This is a genomic window from Allobosea sp. 117, from assembly GCF_000702305.1.
Classification (GTDB): Bacteria; Pseudomonadota; Alphaproteobacteria; order Rhizobiales; family Xanthobacteraceae; genus Ancylobacter.
Genome location: NZ_JNLC01000017.1, coordinates 187,415 through 200,909 on the forward strand (window position 1 = coordinate 187,415; position 13,495 = coordinate 200,909).

General features: G+C 68.2%; 11 protein-coding genes. 5 read left to right on the plus strand and 6 right to left on the minus strand.

All coding sequences use genetic code 11. The features are described from left to right. Positions 1-95 precede the first annotated feature (95 nt). From U742_RS0119290 to U742_RS0119300, 3 genes are read right to left on the minus strand one after another with little or no spacing between them, the layout of a single operon-like run. Positions 96-1,073 carry a quinone oxidoreductase family protein gene (locus U742_RS0119290; protein WP_029356028.1) on the minus strand — a complete coding sequence of 326 codons (978 nt, stop codon included), beginning with the start codon at positions 1,071-1,073 and terminating at the stop codon, positions 96-98. Positions 1,074-1,088: 15 nt separating this feature from the next. Further along, the gene (locus U742_RS0119295; protein ID WP_029356030.1) at positions 1,089-1,808 is read right to left on the minus strand and encodes a TerC family protein; all 720 of its coding nucleotides are present in this window, start codon (positions 1,806-1,808) and stop codon (positions 1,089-1,091) included. A 21-nt stretch (positions 1,809-1,829) separates the two neighbouring features. Continuing rightward, positions 1,830-2,555: a CDP-alcohol phosphatidyltransferase family protein gene (locus U742_RS0119300; protein ID WP_038362187.1), complete on the minus strand. Its 726-nt coding sequence runs from the start codon at positions 2,553-2,555 to the stop codon at positions 1,830-1,832. Positions 2,556-2,720: 165 nt separating this feature from the next. Here U742_RS0119300 and U742_RS0119305 point away from each other — a divergent pair, with 165 nt between their 5' ends. Next, positions 2,721-3,947 (plus strand): UbiH/UbiF family hydroxylase, encoded by a 1,227-nt coding sequence (locus U742_RS0119305; RefSeq protein WP_248310423.1) that lies wholly within the window; start codon positions 2,721-2,723, stop codon positions 3,945-3,947. A gap of 4 nt (positions 3,948-3,951) precedes the next feature. Here U742_RS0119305 and U742_RS0119310 read toward each other — a convergent pair whose 3' ends face one another. Further along, on the minus strand, positions 3,952-4,914 hold the full coding sequence (locus tag U742_RS0119310; RefSeq protein ID WP_029356036.1) for an AEC family transporter: 963 nt from the start codon (positions 4,912-4,914) through the stop codon (positions 3,952-3,954). Positions 4,915-5,158: 244 nt separating this feature from the next. On the opposite strand from U742_RS0119310, the gene U742_RS0119315 reads away from it, so the two are divergent. After that, positions 5,159-6,208, plus strand: coding sequence for an HpcH/HpaI aldolase/citrate lyase family protein (locus tag U742_RS0119315; RefSeq protein WP_248310424.1), 1,050 nt, complete (start codon positions 5,159-5,161; stop codon positions 6,206-6,208). A gap of 60 nt (positions 6,209-6,268) precedes the next feature. Beyond that, entirely contained in the window at positions 6,269-6,598 is a 330-nt protein-coding gene (gene hspQ, locus U742_RS0119320) for a heat shock protein HspQ (RefSeq protein WP_029356040.1), read from the plus strand. A gap of 77 nt (positions 6,599-6,675) precedes the next feature. Here hspQ and U742_RS0119325 read toward each other — a convergent pair whose 3' ends face one another. Further along, a complete protein-coding gene (locus U742_RS0119325; protein WP_029356042.1) occupies positions 6,676-7,497 on the minus strand; it encodes an invasion associated locus B family protein in 822 nt (273 codons plus the stop codon). Positions 7,498-7,797: 300 nt separating this feature from the next. On the opposite strand from U742_RS0119325, the gene U742_RS0119330 reads away from it, so the two are divergent. Together U742_RS0119330 and U742_RS0119335 are read left to right on the plus strand one after the other, a co-directional pair. Continuing rightward, positions 7,798-9,495: an extracellular solute-binding protein gene (locus tag U742_RS0119330; RefSeq protein WP_029356045.1), complete on the plus strand. Its 1,698-nt coding sequence runs from the start codon at positions 7,798-7,800 to the stop codon at positions 9,493-9,495. Positions 9,496-9,630: 135 nt separating this feature from the next. Beyond that, positions 9,631-9,951, plus strand: coding sequence for a hypothetical protein (locus tag U742_RS0119335; protein WP_029356047.1), 321 nt, complete (start codon positions 9,631-9,633; stop codon positions 9,949-9,951). Positions 9,952-9,954: 3 nt separating this feature from the next. On the opposite strand, the gene mfd is transcribed toward U742_RS0119335, so the two are convergent. Continuing rightward, entirely contained in the window at positions 9,955-13,488 is a 3,534-nt protein-coding gene (gene mfd / locus U742_RS0119340) for a transcription-repair coupling factor (protein WP_029356049.1), read from the minus strand. Between the last annotated feature and the right edge of the window lie 7 nt (positions 13,489-13,495).

The following is a 13,495-nucleotide window of genomic DNA, read 5'->3' on the forward strand; positions in this document are numbered from 1 at the left end:
CGCCCGGAACCGGGCGAGGCAACTGTAGCCGATTATTCGCCGGCGCCGATGCCCAATTGGGCGGCGGGAAGATGCCTCCGCGGCCGCAGATTTGGTCAGGGGATCAGGACGGTGGAGCCTGTCGTCCGACGCCCTTCGAGGTCGCGATGCGCCTGCGCGGCCTCGGCAAGCGGGTAGGTCTGGTTGACCGGGACGCGGACGATGCCGGAGCTCACCGCGCCGAACAGGTCGTTGGCGCTCTCAAGGAGCGCGTCCCGTGTTGCGATGTGGGTGGCGAGGGTTGGGCGCGTAGCGTAGAGCGAGCCCTTCTGCGACAGGGCAAGAAGGTTGAAGTTCTGGATCGCGCCCGAAGCGTTGCCGAAGCTGGCGAACAGGCCGCGCGGGCGGATGCAGTCGAGCGAGGCGGGATAGGTCGCCTGCCCGACGCCGTCATAAACCACGTCGCACAGCCTTCCTTCGGTGATCTCCTTCACGCGCTTGGCGAAATCCTCACGGGTGTAGAGGATGGTGTGATGCGCGCCATTTGCGCGGGCGAGCTCGGCCTTTTCCTCTGAGCCGACGGTGCCGATGACGGTGGCGCCGATATGCGAGGCCCACTGGCACAGGATCAGCCCGACGCCACCGGCGGCCGCATGCACGAGGATGGTGTCGCCCGGTTTCACCGGATAGGTCTGGCGCAGCAGATAGCGCGCCGTCATGCCCTTCAGCATCATCGCCGCCGCCGTGCGGTCGCCGATCGCGTCCGGCAGCTTGACCAGCGGCGCGGCGGGCATGACCCGCTCGGCGCAATAGGAGCCGGGCACGGCGCCATAGGCCACGCGGTCGCCGGGCGCGAGGCCCTCGACGCCTTCGCCGACCTCCTCGACGATGCCGGCCGCCTCGTTGCCGGGGATGAAGGGCAGCCCGCCCGGCGCGGGGTAAAGTCCCGAACGGAAATAGGTGTCGATGAAGTTGAGGCCGATCGCCGTGTGCTTCACCCGAACCTCGCCCGGCCCCGGCGCTCCGACCGTGACGTCCTCGACGGTGAGAACCTCGGGTCCTCCGGTTTGATGGATGCGGACGGCGGCGACCATGGGGCGGCTCCTCTCTCAGCGCCGGTGTCTGGCACGGCGGCGGGCGGCGACATTGAAGACCTCGACGAGGGCCGAGAAGGCCATCGCGAAATAGATATAGGGCCGCGGCACGTGCAGCCCGAACCCGTCGGCGATCAGCGAGACGCCGATCAGCAGCAGGAACGACAGGGCCAGCATCTTGGTGGTCGGGTAGTCGATGATGAACTTCGACACCGGGCCCGAGGCGACATACATGATGCCGACGGCGATGATCACCGCGGCGATCATGATGGTGAGATCGCGGGCCATGCCGATGGCGGTGATGATCGAATCCACCGAGAACACGATGTCGATGACGATCACCTGCGCAACGATCCACGCGAAGGACGCCGACCCGCCGGCTGCAGCCTGCCCCTCCTCGCCCTCGATGGCGTCGTGAATCTCGCTGGTGCCCTTGGCGATGAGGAACAGGCCGCCGGCGATCAGCACGATGTCGCGCCAGGAGAAGGGCTGGTCGAGGATGGTGACGACCGGCTCGGTCAGGCCGATCAGCCAGGTCAGGACGGTGAGCAGGCCGATGCGGAACAGCAGCGCCAGCGAGAGGCCGATCTGCCGCGCGTGCCGGGAGCGCTCACGGTCGAGCCGGGAGACCAGCACCGAGATGAACACGACATTGTCGATGCCGAGCACCACCTCCATCACCGTGAGGGTGAGAAGGGCAGCCCAGGCCTCGGCGGAGGTCAGCAGTTCGAGCATGCCGCGCCGGTTCCCGGATGATCAGGCGGAGGTCTTGCGCGGCCGCACCACGCCGAACAGCAGGAAATAAAGCGCGATCAGGCACAGCGCCCAGGTCACCCAGACGGACGGGGCGAGCCGGTCGACGACGGCGACGATGGCGAGCACTGCCCAGAGGGCGAGTAGGCCGAGTGTGAGGGCCCGCAGCCGCACGACACGGAAGGGATGTACGAACTTGATCGGCAGGAAGGTGGCGCCCGACAGCGCCGCGATGATGCCGAGGACCACCCAGGGGTTCAGCGGCACCAGGAAGAAATAGAAGACGACGAGGTTCCACACGGCCGGGAAGCCCTGGAAGTACTTGTCCTCCGTCTTCATGTGGGTGTCGGCGAAATAGAGCGCGCTGGTGAGCAGGATTGCCGCGCTCGCCGGCACCGCCATCCAGAACGGCATCAGCCCCCCGGTCGAGACCGCGAAGGCCGGCACTAGGACATAGGTGAGGTAATCGACGACGAGGTCGAGCGTCTCGCCCGACCAGCGCGGCAGCACCTCCACCACGCGCACGCGCCGGGCGATGCTGCCGTCGACGCCGTCCACGAACAGCGCGGCGCCGAGCCAGGCGAACATCAGCGCCCAGTTGCCCTCCACTGCCGCGATGAGGGCGAGCAGGCCGCAGACGGCGCCGGAAGCGGTGAAGAGGTGGACGGCGAACGCCAGCGTCTGGCGTCCCGGCGGAACGTCCTCCCTCAGCTTGGTCGATGCCGGCACTGCATTTCCTCCGACGTCAGCACTCGCGCGGATGGATGGGCGACGCCGCACGTCTTATCTCCGATGCGTTCCGTCACCTTGCCAAGCCGCGACACGAATGCTTATCCCACACTCCCGCCCCGGCTTACAGTCCCGCGGCGCCACCAACGCACCGGAGATGTCATGATGAGCGACATGCCGAGCGAGACGCGGAGTTCCCCGCAGGGCGAGGCCATCGTCGTGGGCGGCGGCGCGGCGGGCCTCATCACCGCGCTTGCGCTGGCCGCCGCCGGCGCGCAGGTGCATCTCCTCGCGCCGGCGCGCCGCCCCGATCCGCGCGCGACCGCGCTGATGGACGGTTCGGTCAAGGCGCTGGAGGCTCTCGGCCTCTGGGCCGAGCTGCGCCCGAACGCCTCGCCGCTGCGCGTCATGCGGCTGGTGGACGACACCCGCCGGCTGCTGCGCGCGCCCGAGGTCTCGTTCCACGCGCGGGAGATGGAGATCGAGGCCTTCGCCTGGAACGTCGAGAACGAAGCACTGAACGATGTCCTCGAACGGGCGGTCGCGACGCGTCCCGCCATCGCGCGGGTCGAAGGCGAGCTGGCTGGCCTGAGGCGGCAAGCCGGGCAATCCGTGGTGACGCTGGGCGACGGCCGCACCCTTTCCGCTGCCCTGGTCGCGGCGGCGGATGGACGCGAATCCGCGGTGCGCCGCCTGCTCGGCATCGCCGCGCCGACGCGTCCCTATCCTCAGGTCGCCGTCACGGCGACGCTCGAACATGAGCGGGCGCATGAGGACATCTCGACCGAGTTCCATACCGAGACCGGTCCCTGCGTTCTCGTTCCCCTGCCCGGCCGGCGCTGCAGCATCGTCTGCGTGACGAGCCCGGCGGAGGCCGAAACGCTGATGGCGCTCGACGACGAGGGCTTTGGCCTCGCCATCGAGACGCGCACCCATTCGCTGCTCGGGCGCATGCGGCTCGTCTCGCCGCGTGGCAGCTTCCCGCTGGCTGCGCGCACCGCCGAGCATTTCTCGGCCGAGCGGACCGTGCTCGTCGGCGAGGCGGCGCATGTCATTCCGCCGATCGGCGCGCAGGGCCTCAATCTCGGCATACGCGACGCGGCGACGCTCGCCGAGCTGGTCGCCGACGCGCTGCGGGCCGGCGCGGACATCGGCTCTGACGCCGTGACGCAGGCCTATGAGCGCCGGCGGCGGGCCGACGTGGCGAGCCGGACCTTCGCGGTCGACCTCGCCAACCGTTCGCTGCTGAGCGAGCTGATGCCGGTACACGGCATGCGCGGCTTCGCGCTGTGGCTGATGGGCCGGGTGCCGGCGCTGCGCCACGCCATGATGCGCGAGGGCATCGGCCCGAGCCGCGACGTGCCGCGTCTGGTCGCCGGCAAGCCGCTCTGAGGCCTCAGGGAAACAGCGCGTGCGGCAGCATGTCGTGCTGCACGATATAGAGGAGCGCGGTGACGGTGGCGACCGACACCACCGTGCCCACCAGCACGCCGCCCGAGGCCGCCTCGACATAGGTCTCGTACTGCTTCGCCATGATGAAGGCGTTCAGCGCCGGCGGCAGGCCGGCCATCAGCACGGCGGTCGCCACCCAGACGGGATCGAAGCCGCCGATCAGCATCAGCACCGTGAAGACCAGCGCGGGGTGCAGCAGCAGCTTGATGGCGATGAGCGGGGGCACCTCCCACTGGAAGCGCTCCATCGGCCGCAGCGCGACCGACACGCCGAGCGTGAACAGCGCGCAGGGCGCCGCCGCGTTCTTCAGGAAATCCAGCATGCGCTCGATCGCCTGTGGCGGGTGGAACTCGAAATAGGCCGCCGCCACGCCGAGGAAGGTCGCGACGTTGAACGGATGCGTCAGCACGCGGCGCAAGGCCAGCAGCGCCGTCTGCAGCGGCGGGTGGCGGTCTCGGCCCGAAAGCCCCATCAGCAGCGGCACGACAGTGAAGAAAAACAGGCTGTCGAACACGAAGATCAGCGCGGTCGGCACCGAAGCGCCCGCCCCCAGCGCGCCGAGCGTGAGGCCGGGGCCCATATAGCCGACATTGGAATAGGAGCCGACGACGGCGGCGATGGTCGCCTCCGGCACGTCGCCGCGCCGGAGCCAGAGACCGAGGCCGAAGGACAGGGCGAAGCAGGTCGCGGTCGAGACGGTGGTGGCGAGGATGAAGCTGCCATTGGTCAGCTCGTGGAACGGCGTCCTCGCCACCAGCGAGAAGAACAGCGGCGGCAGCGCCACATAGATAATGAAGAAGCTCAGCCAGTCGAGGCCGCTCTCGGGAATGCGGGCGAAGCGGCCGCATCCGAAACCGAGGAAGATGACACCGAAGAAAGGGAGCGCGAGAGCGAGGACGTCGGCCATCCGCGCTCGGTATCCGGCATGCCAGCGGTGGTCAATCAGACCTTAGAGCCCTTTCCGATCAGGCGGAATCGGCTGATCGACCGGAAAGTGCTCTCACTCAATAGCTTGGAGCATGTTCGCATCGCGAAAGTCCCGCAACTTTCGCGGAACATGCTCCGGATCGGGCGCTTCTGGCGCGACGAATATGAGGTTATGCTGCTATGCAGCACGGCCGTCGCCGATGCACAGGAATGGGGTTTTGCACGTGCCTGAGAAGCTGCCGCGCAATTTCTACAAGCCGCTCGCCATCGGCGCGCCCGAGCCCTATCGCGAGCTGCCGGTGCGGCTGGAGCGGATGATCCATTTCCTGCCGCCGCATCTGGAGAAGTTCCGCGCCAAGGTGCCGGAGCTGATCGGCACGGTCGACGTGCTGCTCGGCAATCTGGAGGACGCCATCCCCGCCGACGCCAAGGTGGCGGCGCGCGAGGGGCTGATCGCGCTCGGCCGGGCCAACGACTTCGGCGCGACTGGCTTGTGGACCCGCATCAACGCGCTGAACAGCCCGTGGGCAGTCGACGACATCGTCGAGCTGGTCGGCGCACTCGGCGCCAAGCTCGACGTCGTCATGGTGCCGAAGGTCGACGGGCCCTGGGACATCCATTACGTGGACCAGCTACTCGCCCAGCTCGAGGCCAAGCACGCGGTCGGCAAGCCGATCCTGATCCACGCCATTCTGGAGACCGCGGAGGGCGTGAAGAATGTCGATGCGATCGCGGCCGCCTCGCCGCGCATGCACGGCATGAGCCTCGGCCCGGCGGACCTTGCCGCCTCGCGGGCGATGAAGACCACGCGGGTCGGCGGCGGGCACCCGGACTATGCGGTGCTTGCCGATCCCAACGGGGATGCGCCGCGCACCGCCTTCCAGCAGGATCTGTGGCACTACACGGTCGCCAAGATGGTCGATGCCTGCGCCGCCAACGGCATCAAGCCGTTCTACGGTCCGTTCGGCGATTTCGCCGATCCGGCCGCCTGCGAGGCGCAGTTCCGCAACGCCTTCCTGCAGGGCTGCGTCGGGGCATGGTCATTGCATCCGACACAGGTCGACATCGCCAAGCGCGTGTTCAGTCCGGACCCCGGCGAGGTCCGGTTCGCCGCGCGCATCCTGGAGGCGATGCCGGACGGAACGGGTGCAGTGATGATCGACGGCAAGATGCAGGACGACGCGACATGGAAGCAGGCGAAGGTCATCGTCGACCTCGCCCGCATCGTGGCGGCGCGCGATCCGGCGCTTGCGGCGGCCTATGGCTTGAGTTGACAAGGGGGCAGCGGACGCCTAACCGGTCGCGCCGGCCGCAAGGGCGAGCTGTGTAGGATCATGAAGGAACGCAACGCCAAATACCGGATCGGCCAGATCGTGCGCCACCGCCACTATCCGTTTCGCGGCGTGGTGTTCGACGTCGACCCGGAGTTCTCCAACACCGACGAGTGGTGGGAGTCGATCCCCGAGGGCATGCGGCCGACCAAGGACCAGCCCTTCTACCATCTGCTCGCGGAGAACGCGGAGACGGAATACGTCGCCTATGTCTCCGAGCAGAACCTCGAGCCGGACAATTCCGGCGAGCCGGTCCGTCATCCGCAGGTCGAGGAGATGCTGGCGGCGGACGGTGACGGCGGATGGCGCGTGAGAACCGATCGCCTGCAATAGCTTATCGGCAAAACTTCATCCGATACGAAAACGCCCGGCTTGCGCCGGGCGTTCGCGTTTCTGGCCGTAGATGCAGCTCACTGAGCCGGGGCCGGGTTCTGCTTCAGCTTCTCGGCGCCGAGCTTCTCGAGACCCTGCTTGGTCTTCTGCTCCATTTGCTGCTGCTCGGTGGCGAGCTGCTGCTGGCGGGCCTTGACCTGCTCCTGGATCTTGGCGACCTGCTCCTCGAACGCCTTCTGGTCGGTGTTCGGGCCGTCATAGAGCTTGCCGAACTCGCCGAGGCCGATCGGGTAGGAGATGATGCGGCCGACCGAGTTGGCGACCTGCAGCGTCAGGCCCGGAGCCTTCTTCATGCGGTCGATGAAGGCCTGGTCGACCTGGATATCGCCGCGGCAGACGCGCTCGTCGCACATCACGAAGGTGCCGGTGAGCGGCTGCTCGTTGGCGAGGGCGACGCGGAAGCCGTTGCGCAGCAGAAGCCCCGTCGGGAAGGCGACGGTGAACATCTTCTTCGGGTCGTCCTTCACCTCGAACAGGCCGAAGCGGACCAGGAACTGCCCGGTGTCGGTGATGATGGTCTGCTCCATGTTGCAGACCTGCTTCTTGATCTGCGGCTCGTCGGCGCAGCGCTTCACCCACGGAATGGCGACCGCCGGAATCTGCTGGGCGGTCTGCGGCGAGGTGCCCTGGCCGGCGCCGGCGGGGGCCGCGCCCTGCTGCTGCGGGGCGGCCGGCTTCTGCTGGTTGGCGGCCGGCTTGGCGGCGGGCTTCTGCTGGTTCTGGTTCGCGGCGGGCGTCTGGGCCATGGCGGCCGGCGCGCCGAAAATAAGCGCCGCAGCGCACACCGCCGCCAGACGCGGCGAGAGAATGCGCGGCACGAGAGACGAGCGTCTGATCATATCGATTTCCTATCGAGCAAGCCGCCGGAAGGTCGACGGCCGACGCCGGGGCGCCATCTCCGATGTGGCGGCTGTCTCAAGGTCAAATGAGGCAAGACCGTGACCCTGTGGCATTCCGCCCCGACCGTCCGTGTTAGTTTCGTTGCGTTGACCGACTCACAATGCCGGCCGTCAGGAGCGCAAGCCTTGAGCGATATCACCCGACGCCGCGTGCTGCGTAACACCGCGCTCATGTTCGGCGCAATGGCGTTGCGCCCATCTGGCGCCTTCGCCGGTGTTTCGCCCGTCCATGGCATCGCCATGCACGGCACGCCGCTGTATCCCCCGGACTTCACGCATTATCGAAGCGTCAACCCGCAGGCCCCGCGCGGCGGACAGCTCGTGCAGGCCGCCGTGGCGAGCTTCGACAGCCTTAACCCCTTCATCGTACGAGGTACGGCCCCTCCCTTCATCCGCTGGAACATTGTCGAAAGCTTGATGGCGCGCAGCCCGGACGAGCCGTTCACGATGTATGGGCTGCTCGCGCGAAGCGTGGAGACGGACGACGAGCGCAGCTATGTCGCCTTCGAGCTCGACCCTCGCGCGCGCTTTTCCGACGGCGCGCCGGTGACGCCGGACGACGTTCTGTTCTCCTACGAGCTGCTGCGCAGCAAGGGGCGGCCGAATCACCGCAGCTATTACAGCAAGGTCGCGAAGGCCTCGGCCTATGGCAGCAACGGCGTGCGGTTCGACTTCGCGGAGAAGGACCGCGAGCTGCCGCTGATCCTCGCCCTGATGCCGGTGCTGGCGAAGCATGCGGTCAACCCGGCGACCTTCGAGGAGACGACGTTCCGCGCGCCGCTCGGCAGCGGCCCCTATGTCGCCGCCGAGGTGAAGCCGGGCGAGACCGTCATCCTCGAGCGTTCGCCGGCCTATTGGGGCCGGGACCTGCCGGTCAATCGCGGCCTCTATAATTTCGACAGGCTGCGCTACGATTTCTACCGCGACGTGAACAGCCAGTTCGAGGCGTTCAAGCGCGGTCTCTACGACATACGCTTCGAGACCGATCCCGGCCGCTGGAAGACCGGCTACGACATTCCCGCCGTGCGCGACGGGCGCATCCGGCTCGAGGAGATCGAGACCGGCATGCCGAAGCCCTATTCCGCGCTGATCTTCAACATGCGGCGCGAGATTTTCGCCGATGCGCGGGTCCGCGCCGCCATGGTCGAGCTGTTCGACTTCGAATGGGTCAATCCCAACCTCTATTTCGACGTCTACAAGCGCACCGCCAGCTTCTACGAGGGCTCCGAGCTCGCCGCGCGCGGCCGGCCTGCCGGAGAGGTCGAGCGCAAGCTGCTCGCGCCCTTCCCGGATGCGGTGCTGCCGGCGGTGATGGACGGCACCTGGCAGCCGCCGGTCTCCGATGGCTCCGGGCGCGACCGGGAGAGCCTGCGCCGGGCGCTCGCCCTGCTCGATGCCGCCGGCTGGAGCCTCGACAAGGGCACGCTGGTGTCGAAGGCGAGCGGCAAGCCCTTCGCCGCCGAGCTGCTGGTCGGCACCAAGGACCAGGAGCGCCTCGCGCTGGCCTATCAGCGGATGCTCAAGCGCGCCGGCATCACGCTGGAGATACGCCTCGTCGACAATGTGCAGTTCGAGGCGCGCAAGCAGACCTATGACTACGACATGGTGCCCTATATCTGGGACCAGTCGCTGTCCCCGGGCAACGAGCAGGCCTTCTATTTCGGCTCGGCGGCGGCCGACACGCCGGGCACGCGCAACTTCATGGGACTGAAGAGCCCGGCGGCGGACGCGATGATCCAGGCGCTGCTGGTCGCGCGCGAGCGCAGCGATTTCGTCGCCGCGGTGCGGGCGCTCGACCGGGTGCTTATCTCGGCGCAGTTCTCCGTGCCGCTGTTCCACACGCCCGGCCAATGGGTGGCGCGCTGGCGCAAGGTGGAGCGGCCGACGGTCGTCTCGCTATCCGGCACGCTCGCCGAGAGCTGGTGGCAGGGAAGCTGAGGCCATGGCCGGCAGGCCACAGTCGGTCGCAAACCTTTAACGCTGGCATCGGCCGCGACTGGACAGCGGGGGGCTAAAGGGGTCCTTAGGGAAGAGGTGCCGCCAGCCCGGCGCCGAGGATCGGAACCAAGACCCATGCGTACTGCCCTGTTCGCCTCGCTCGCCGCCGCCCTGCTCGGTGCCGCGCCCGCCATTGCCGTCGCCCAGGAACACATCACGGTGCATCCCAAGGTGGAGCCGGGTCCGGGGGGTGAGCCGGGCGAGGTCATTCAGTTCAAGCCGCTGAACAACCCCAACTTTCTCGACTATGGCCCGCTTCCCGACAATCCCGGCGCGGACAAGAGCCAGGATTACGAGGCGCAGGCGGGCGGCGACTTCCCCGATATCGCCGGCCCGGGCTCGGACAACGACGCCGATGTCATGCCCGACAACGACATGGCGCCGCCCGGCCCCTGACGGTCAGGCCGCCTTCGCCACCTGCTCGGCGATGCGGGCGAGCTCCTTCAGGATCGCGCCGGTGCCCTTGAGGCGCGCTTCGGCGCTCGGCCAATCGTCGGAGAACACCACCTTCAGGTCCGGCCGCACCTTGGCGATGACGTGCGGCTTGCCGAGATAGGCGACGAGGCCGGCGGGGTTCGGGAATTTCGAATCCCGGAAGCTCAGCACCGCGCCGCGCGGGCCGGCATCGACCTTCTCGACATTCGCCCGGCGGCACAGCGCCTTGATGGCGACCAGCTTGAGCAACTGGTCGACTTCCGGCGGAGCGGGACCGAAGCGGTCCACCAGCTCGGCGCCGATCTGCTCGATCTCGGCGTCGGCCTCGATATCCGCGAGGCGGCGATAGAGGCCGAGCCGCACATGCAGGTCGGCGACATAGTCCTCCGGAATCAGCACCGGCGTGCCGATGGAGATCTGCGGCGACCACTTGTCGGCGACCGGCTCGGTGATGCCGGCCTTGAGGTTGGCGATCGCCTCCTCCAGCATCTCCTGATAGAGCTCGTAGCCGACCTCCTTGATGTGACCGGACTGCTCGTCGCCGAGCAGATTGCCGGCGCCGCGGATGTCGAGGTCGTGGCTGGCGAGCTGGAAGCCAGCACCCAGCGTGTCGAGCGACTGCAGAACTTTCAGCCGACGCTCCGCCTGCGCGGTGATCGCCTTCTCCGCCGGCAGGGTGAAGATCGCATAGGCGCGGGTCTTCGAGCGGCCGACGCGCCCGCGGAGCTGGTAGAGCTGGGCGAGGCCGAACATGTCGGCACGGTGGATGATCAGCGTGTTGGCGGTCGGGATGTCGAGGCCGGACTCGACGATTGTGGTGGAGAGCAGCACGTCGAACTGGCCGTCATAGAAGGCCGACATGATCTCTTCGAGCTGGCTCGCCGCCATCTGGCCGTGCGCCACCGCGACCTTCACCTCGGGCACCTGCTTGTCGAGGAAGTCCTTCACCTCCGACAGGTCCTCGATGCGCGGGCAGACATAGAAGCTCTGGCCGCCGCGATAGCGCTCGCGCAGCAGCGCCTCGCGCACGATCAGCGGATCGAACGGGGTGACGAAGGTGCGCACCGCCAAACGGTCGACCGGTGGCGAGGCGATGATGGAGAGCTCGCGCACGCCGGTCATGGCGAGCTGCAGCGTGCGGGGGATCGGCGTCGCGGTGAGGGTCAGCACATGCACCTCGGCGCGCATCTGCTTCAGCCGCTCCTTGTGGCCGACGCCGAAATGCTGCTCCTCGTCGACGATGACGATGCCGAGGTCCTTGAAGGATATGGCCTTTCCGAGCAACGCATGGGTGCCGACCACGATGTCGACGGTGCCGTCGGCGAGGCCCTTGCGGGTCTCAGCCATGTCCTTCGCGGTCACGAGACGGGAGGCCTGCCGCACCACGACCGGCAGCCCCTTGAAGCGCTCGGAGAAGGTCTTGAAGTGCTGGCGGGCCAGTAGCGTCGTCGGCACCACGACGGCAACCTGCTTACCGCTCATCGCCACCGCGAAGGCCGCCCTTAGAGCAACTTCGGTCTTGCCGAAGCCGACATCGCCGCAGACAAGGCGATCCATGGGATGGCCGGAGCCGAGATCGTCGAACACCGCTTCGATGGCGGCGTCCTGGTCCTCGGTCTCCTCATAGGGGAAGCGCGCGCGGAACTCGTCATAGAGCCCGGCCGCCGGCACGAGGCGCGGCGCCTCGCGGAGCTGGCGCTGCGCGGCGACCTTGATGAGCTCGGCCGCCATCTCGCGGATGCGGCTCTTCATCCGCGCCTTGCGCGCCTGCCATCCGCCGCCGCCGAGCCGGTCGAGCTGCGCCTCGGTGTCCTCCGAGCCGTAGCGCGACAGAAGCTCGAGGTTCTCCACCGGCAGGAAGAGCTTGGAGCCTTCCGCATAGTGGATTTCGAGGCAGTCGTGCGGGGCGCCCATCGCCTCGATGGTCTTCAGCCCGACGAAGCGGCCGATGCCGTGATCGACATGTACCACGAGGTCGCCGGCGGTGAGCGAGGTGAGCTCGGCGATCACGTCCTGCGGGCGCCGCGCCTTGCGCTTCGGGCGCACCAGGCGGTCGCCGAGAATGTCCTGCTCGCCGATGATGGCGAGGCCGTCCGTCTCGAATCCGTTCTCGATGCCGAGCACGGCGAGGCCGATGGCGCCCGCCGGCAGCTTGTCGGCGGCGTCTCGGGTGCCGACCGACTGCGTGCCCTTCAGGCCGTGGTCAGCCAGTACGGTCGCCAGCCGGTCGCGCGAGCCATCGGACCATGCGGCCAATATGGTGCGCTTGGCCTTGGCGAGGTCGGCGAGATAGTCGGCGGCGCTCTGGAAGACGTTGGCGTCCGGATCGGCCCGCTCGGGCGCGAAATTGCGCGCCGGGCGGCCGTTGAGATCGACGACCTCGGCGCTCTCCGGCAGCGCGAAGGCGCTGAGGCGCACATTGGCGCGCTCGCCGAGGTCGCGCGCCCATTCCTCGGCGGTGAGATAGAGGGCGTCCGGCGGCAGCGGCTTGTAGGGCGCGCCATGTCCGCCTGTATTCTGACCAGTGTGATCGAGCGCGTCGCGGCGGGCGTCGTAATAGTCCGCGATCTGCGCGAGACGCTCGCGCGCGGCGTCCTCGGCCTGCGCCTCCATCACCAGCGGCGCGCCGCCGGCATAGTCGAAGATGGTATCCAACCCCTCGTGGAACAGCGGCAGCCAGTGCTCCATGCCGGGATAGCGGCGACCCTCGCTGACCGCCTCATAGAGCAGGTCGCCGCGCTGGGCCGCGCCGAAGGCGGCGACATAGGCCATGCGGAAGCGGCGCATGGTCTCGGAGGTGAGCTGCAGCTCGCTCATCGGCACGAGGTCGAGCGCACGCATCTGGGTCGCCGTGCGCTGTGTTTCGGGATCGAAGGAGCGGATGGATTCGAGTGTGTCGCCGAAGAAGTCGAGCCGGATCGGCGCCGGCAGTCCGGGCGGGAACAGGTCGAGGATGCCACCGCGCACCGCATATTCGCCGGTGTCGCGCACCGTGGGCGTACGCAGGAAGCCGTTGACCTCAGCCCAGGCGACCACCTCGTCGAGGTTGAGCGCGTTGCCCGGCGCGGCGGAGAAGGACTGCGTGGCGATCAGGCTGCGCGCCGGCACCCGTTGCAGGGCGGCGTTGACGGTGGTGAGAACGATGCTGCCTGCCTCGCGGCCCTTGACGCGGGCGAGGCGTGCCAGCGTCGTCATGCGGCGGGCGACGACGGCGCCGTTCGGCGAGGCGCGGTCGTAGGGAAGGCAATCCCAGGCGGGCAGCGGCAGCACCTCGACACCCGGTGCGAAGAAGCCGAGCGCGCGTTCCATCTCCGCCATGCGCTCGGAATCGCGGCAGACCACGACCAGCGTCGGCCATGGCGCATCGGGCCGCGCGGCGAGCGTGCGCGCGAGATCGGCCACCACCAGCCCCTGCATACCGGCAGGGACATTGGCGAGGGTGACGGTGCGCCCGGAGGCGAGGCGCGCGGCGAGATCGTTGGGAGAGCGGGGCTTCATCGGGCAG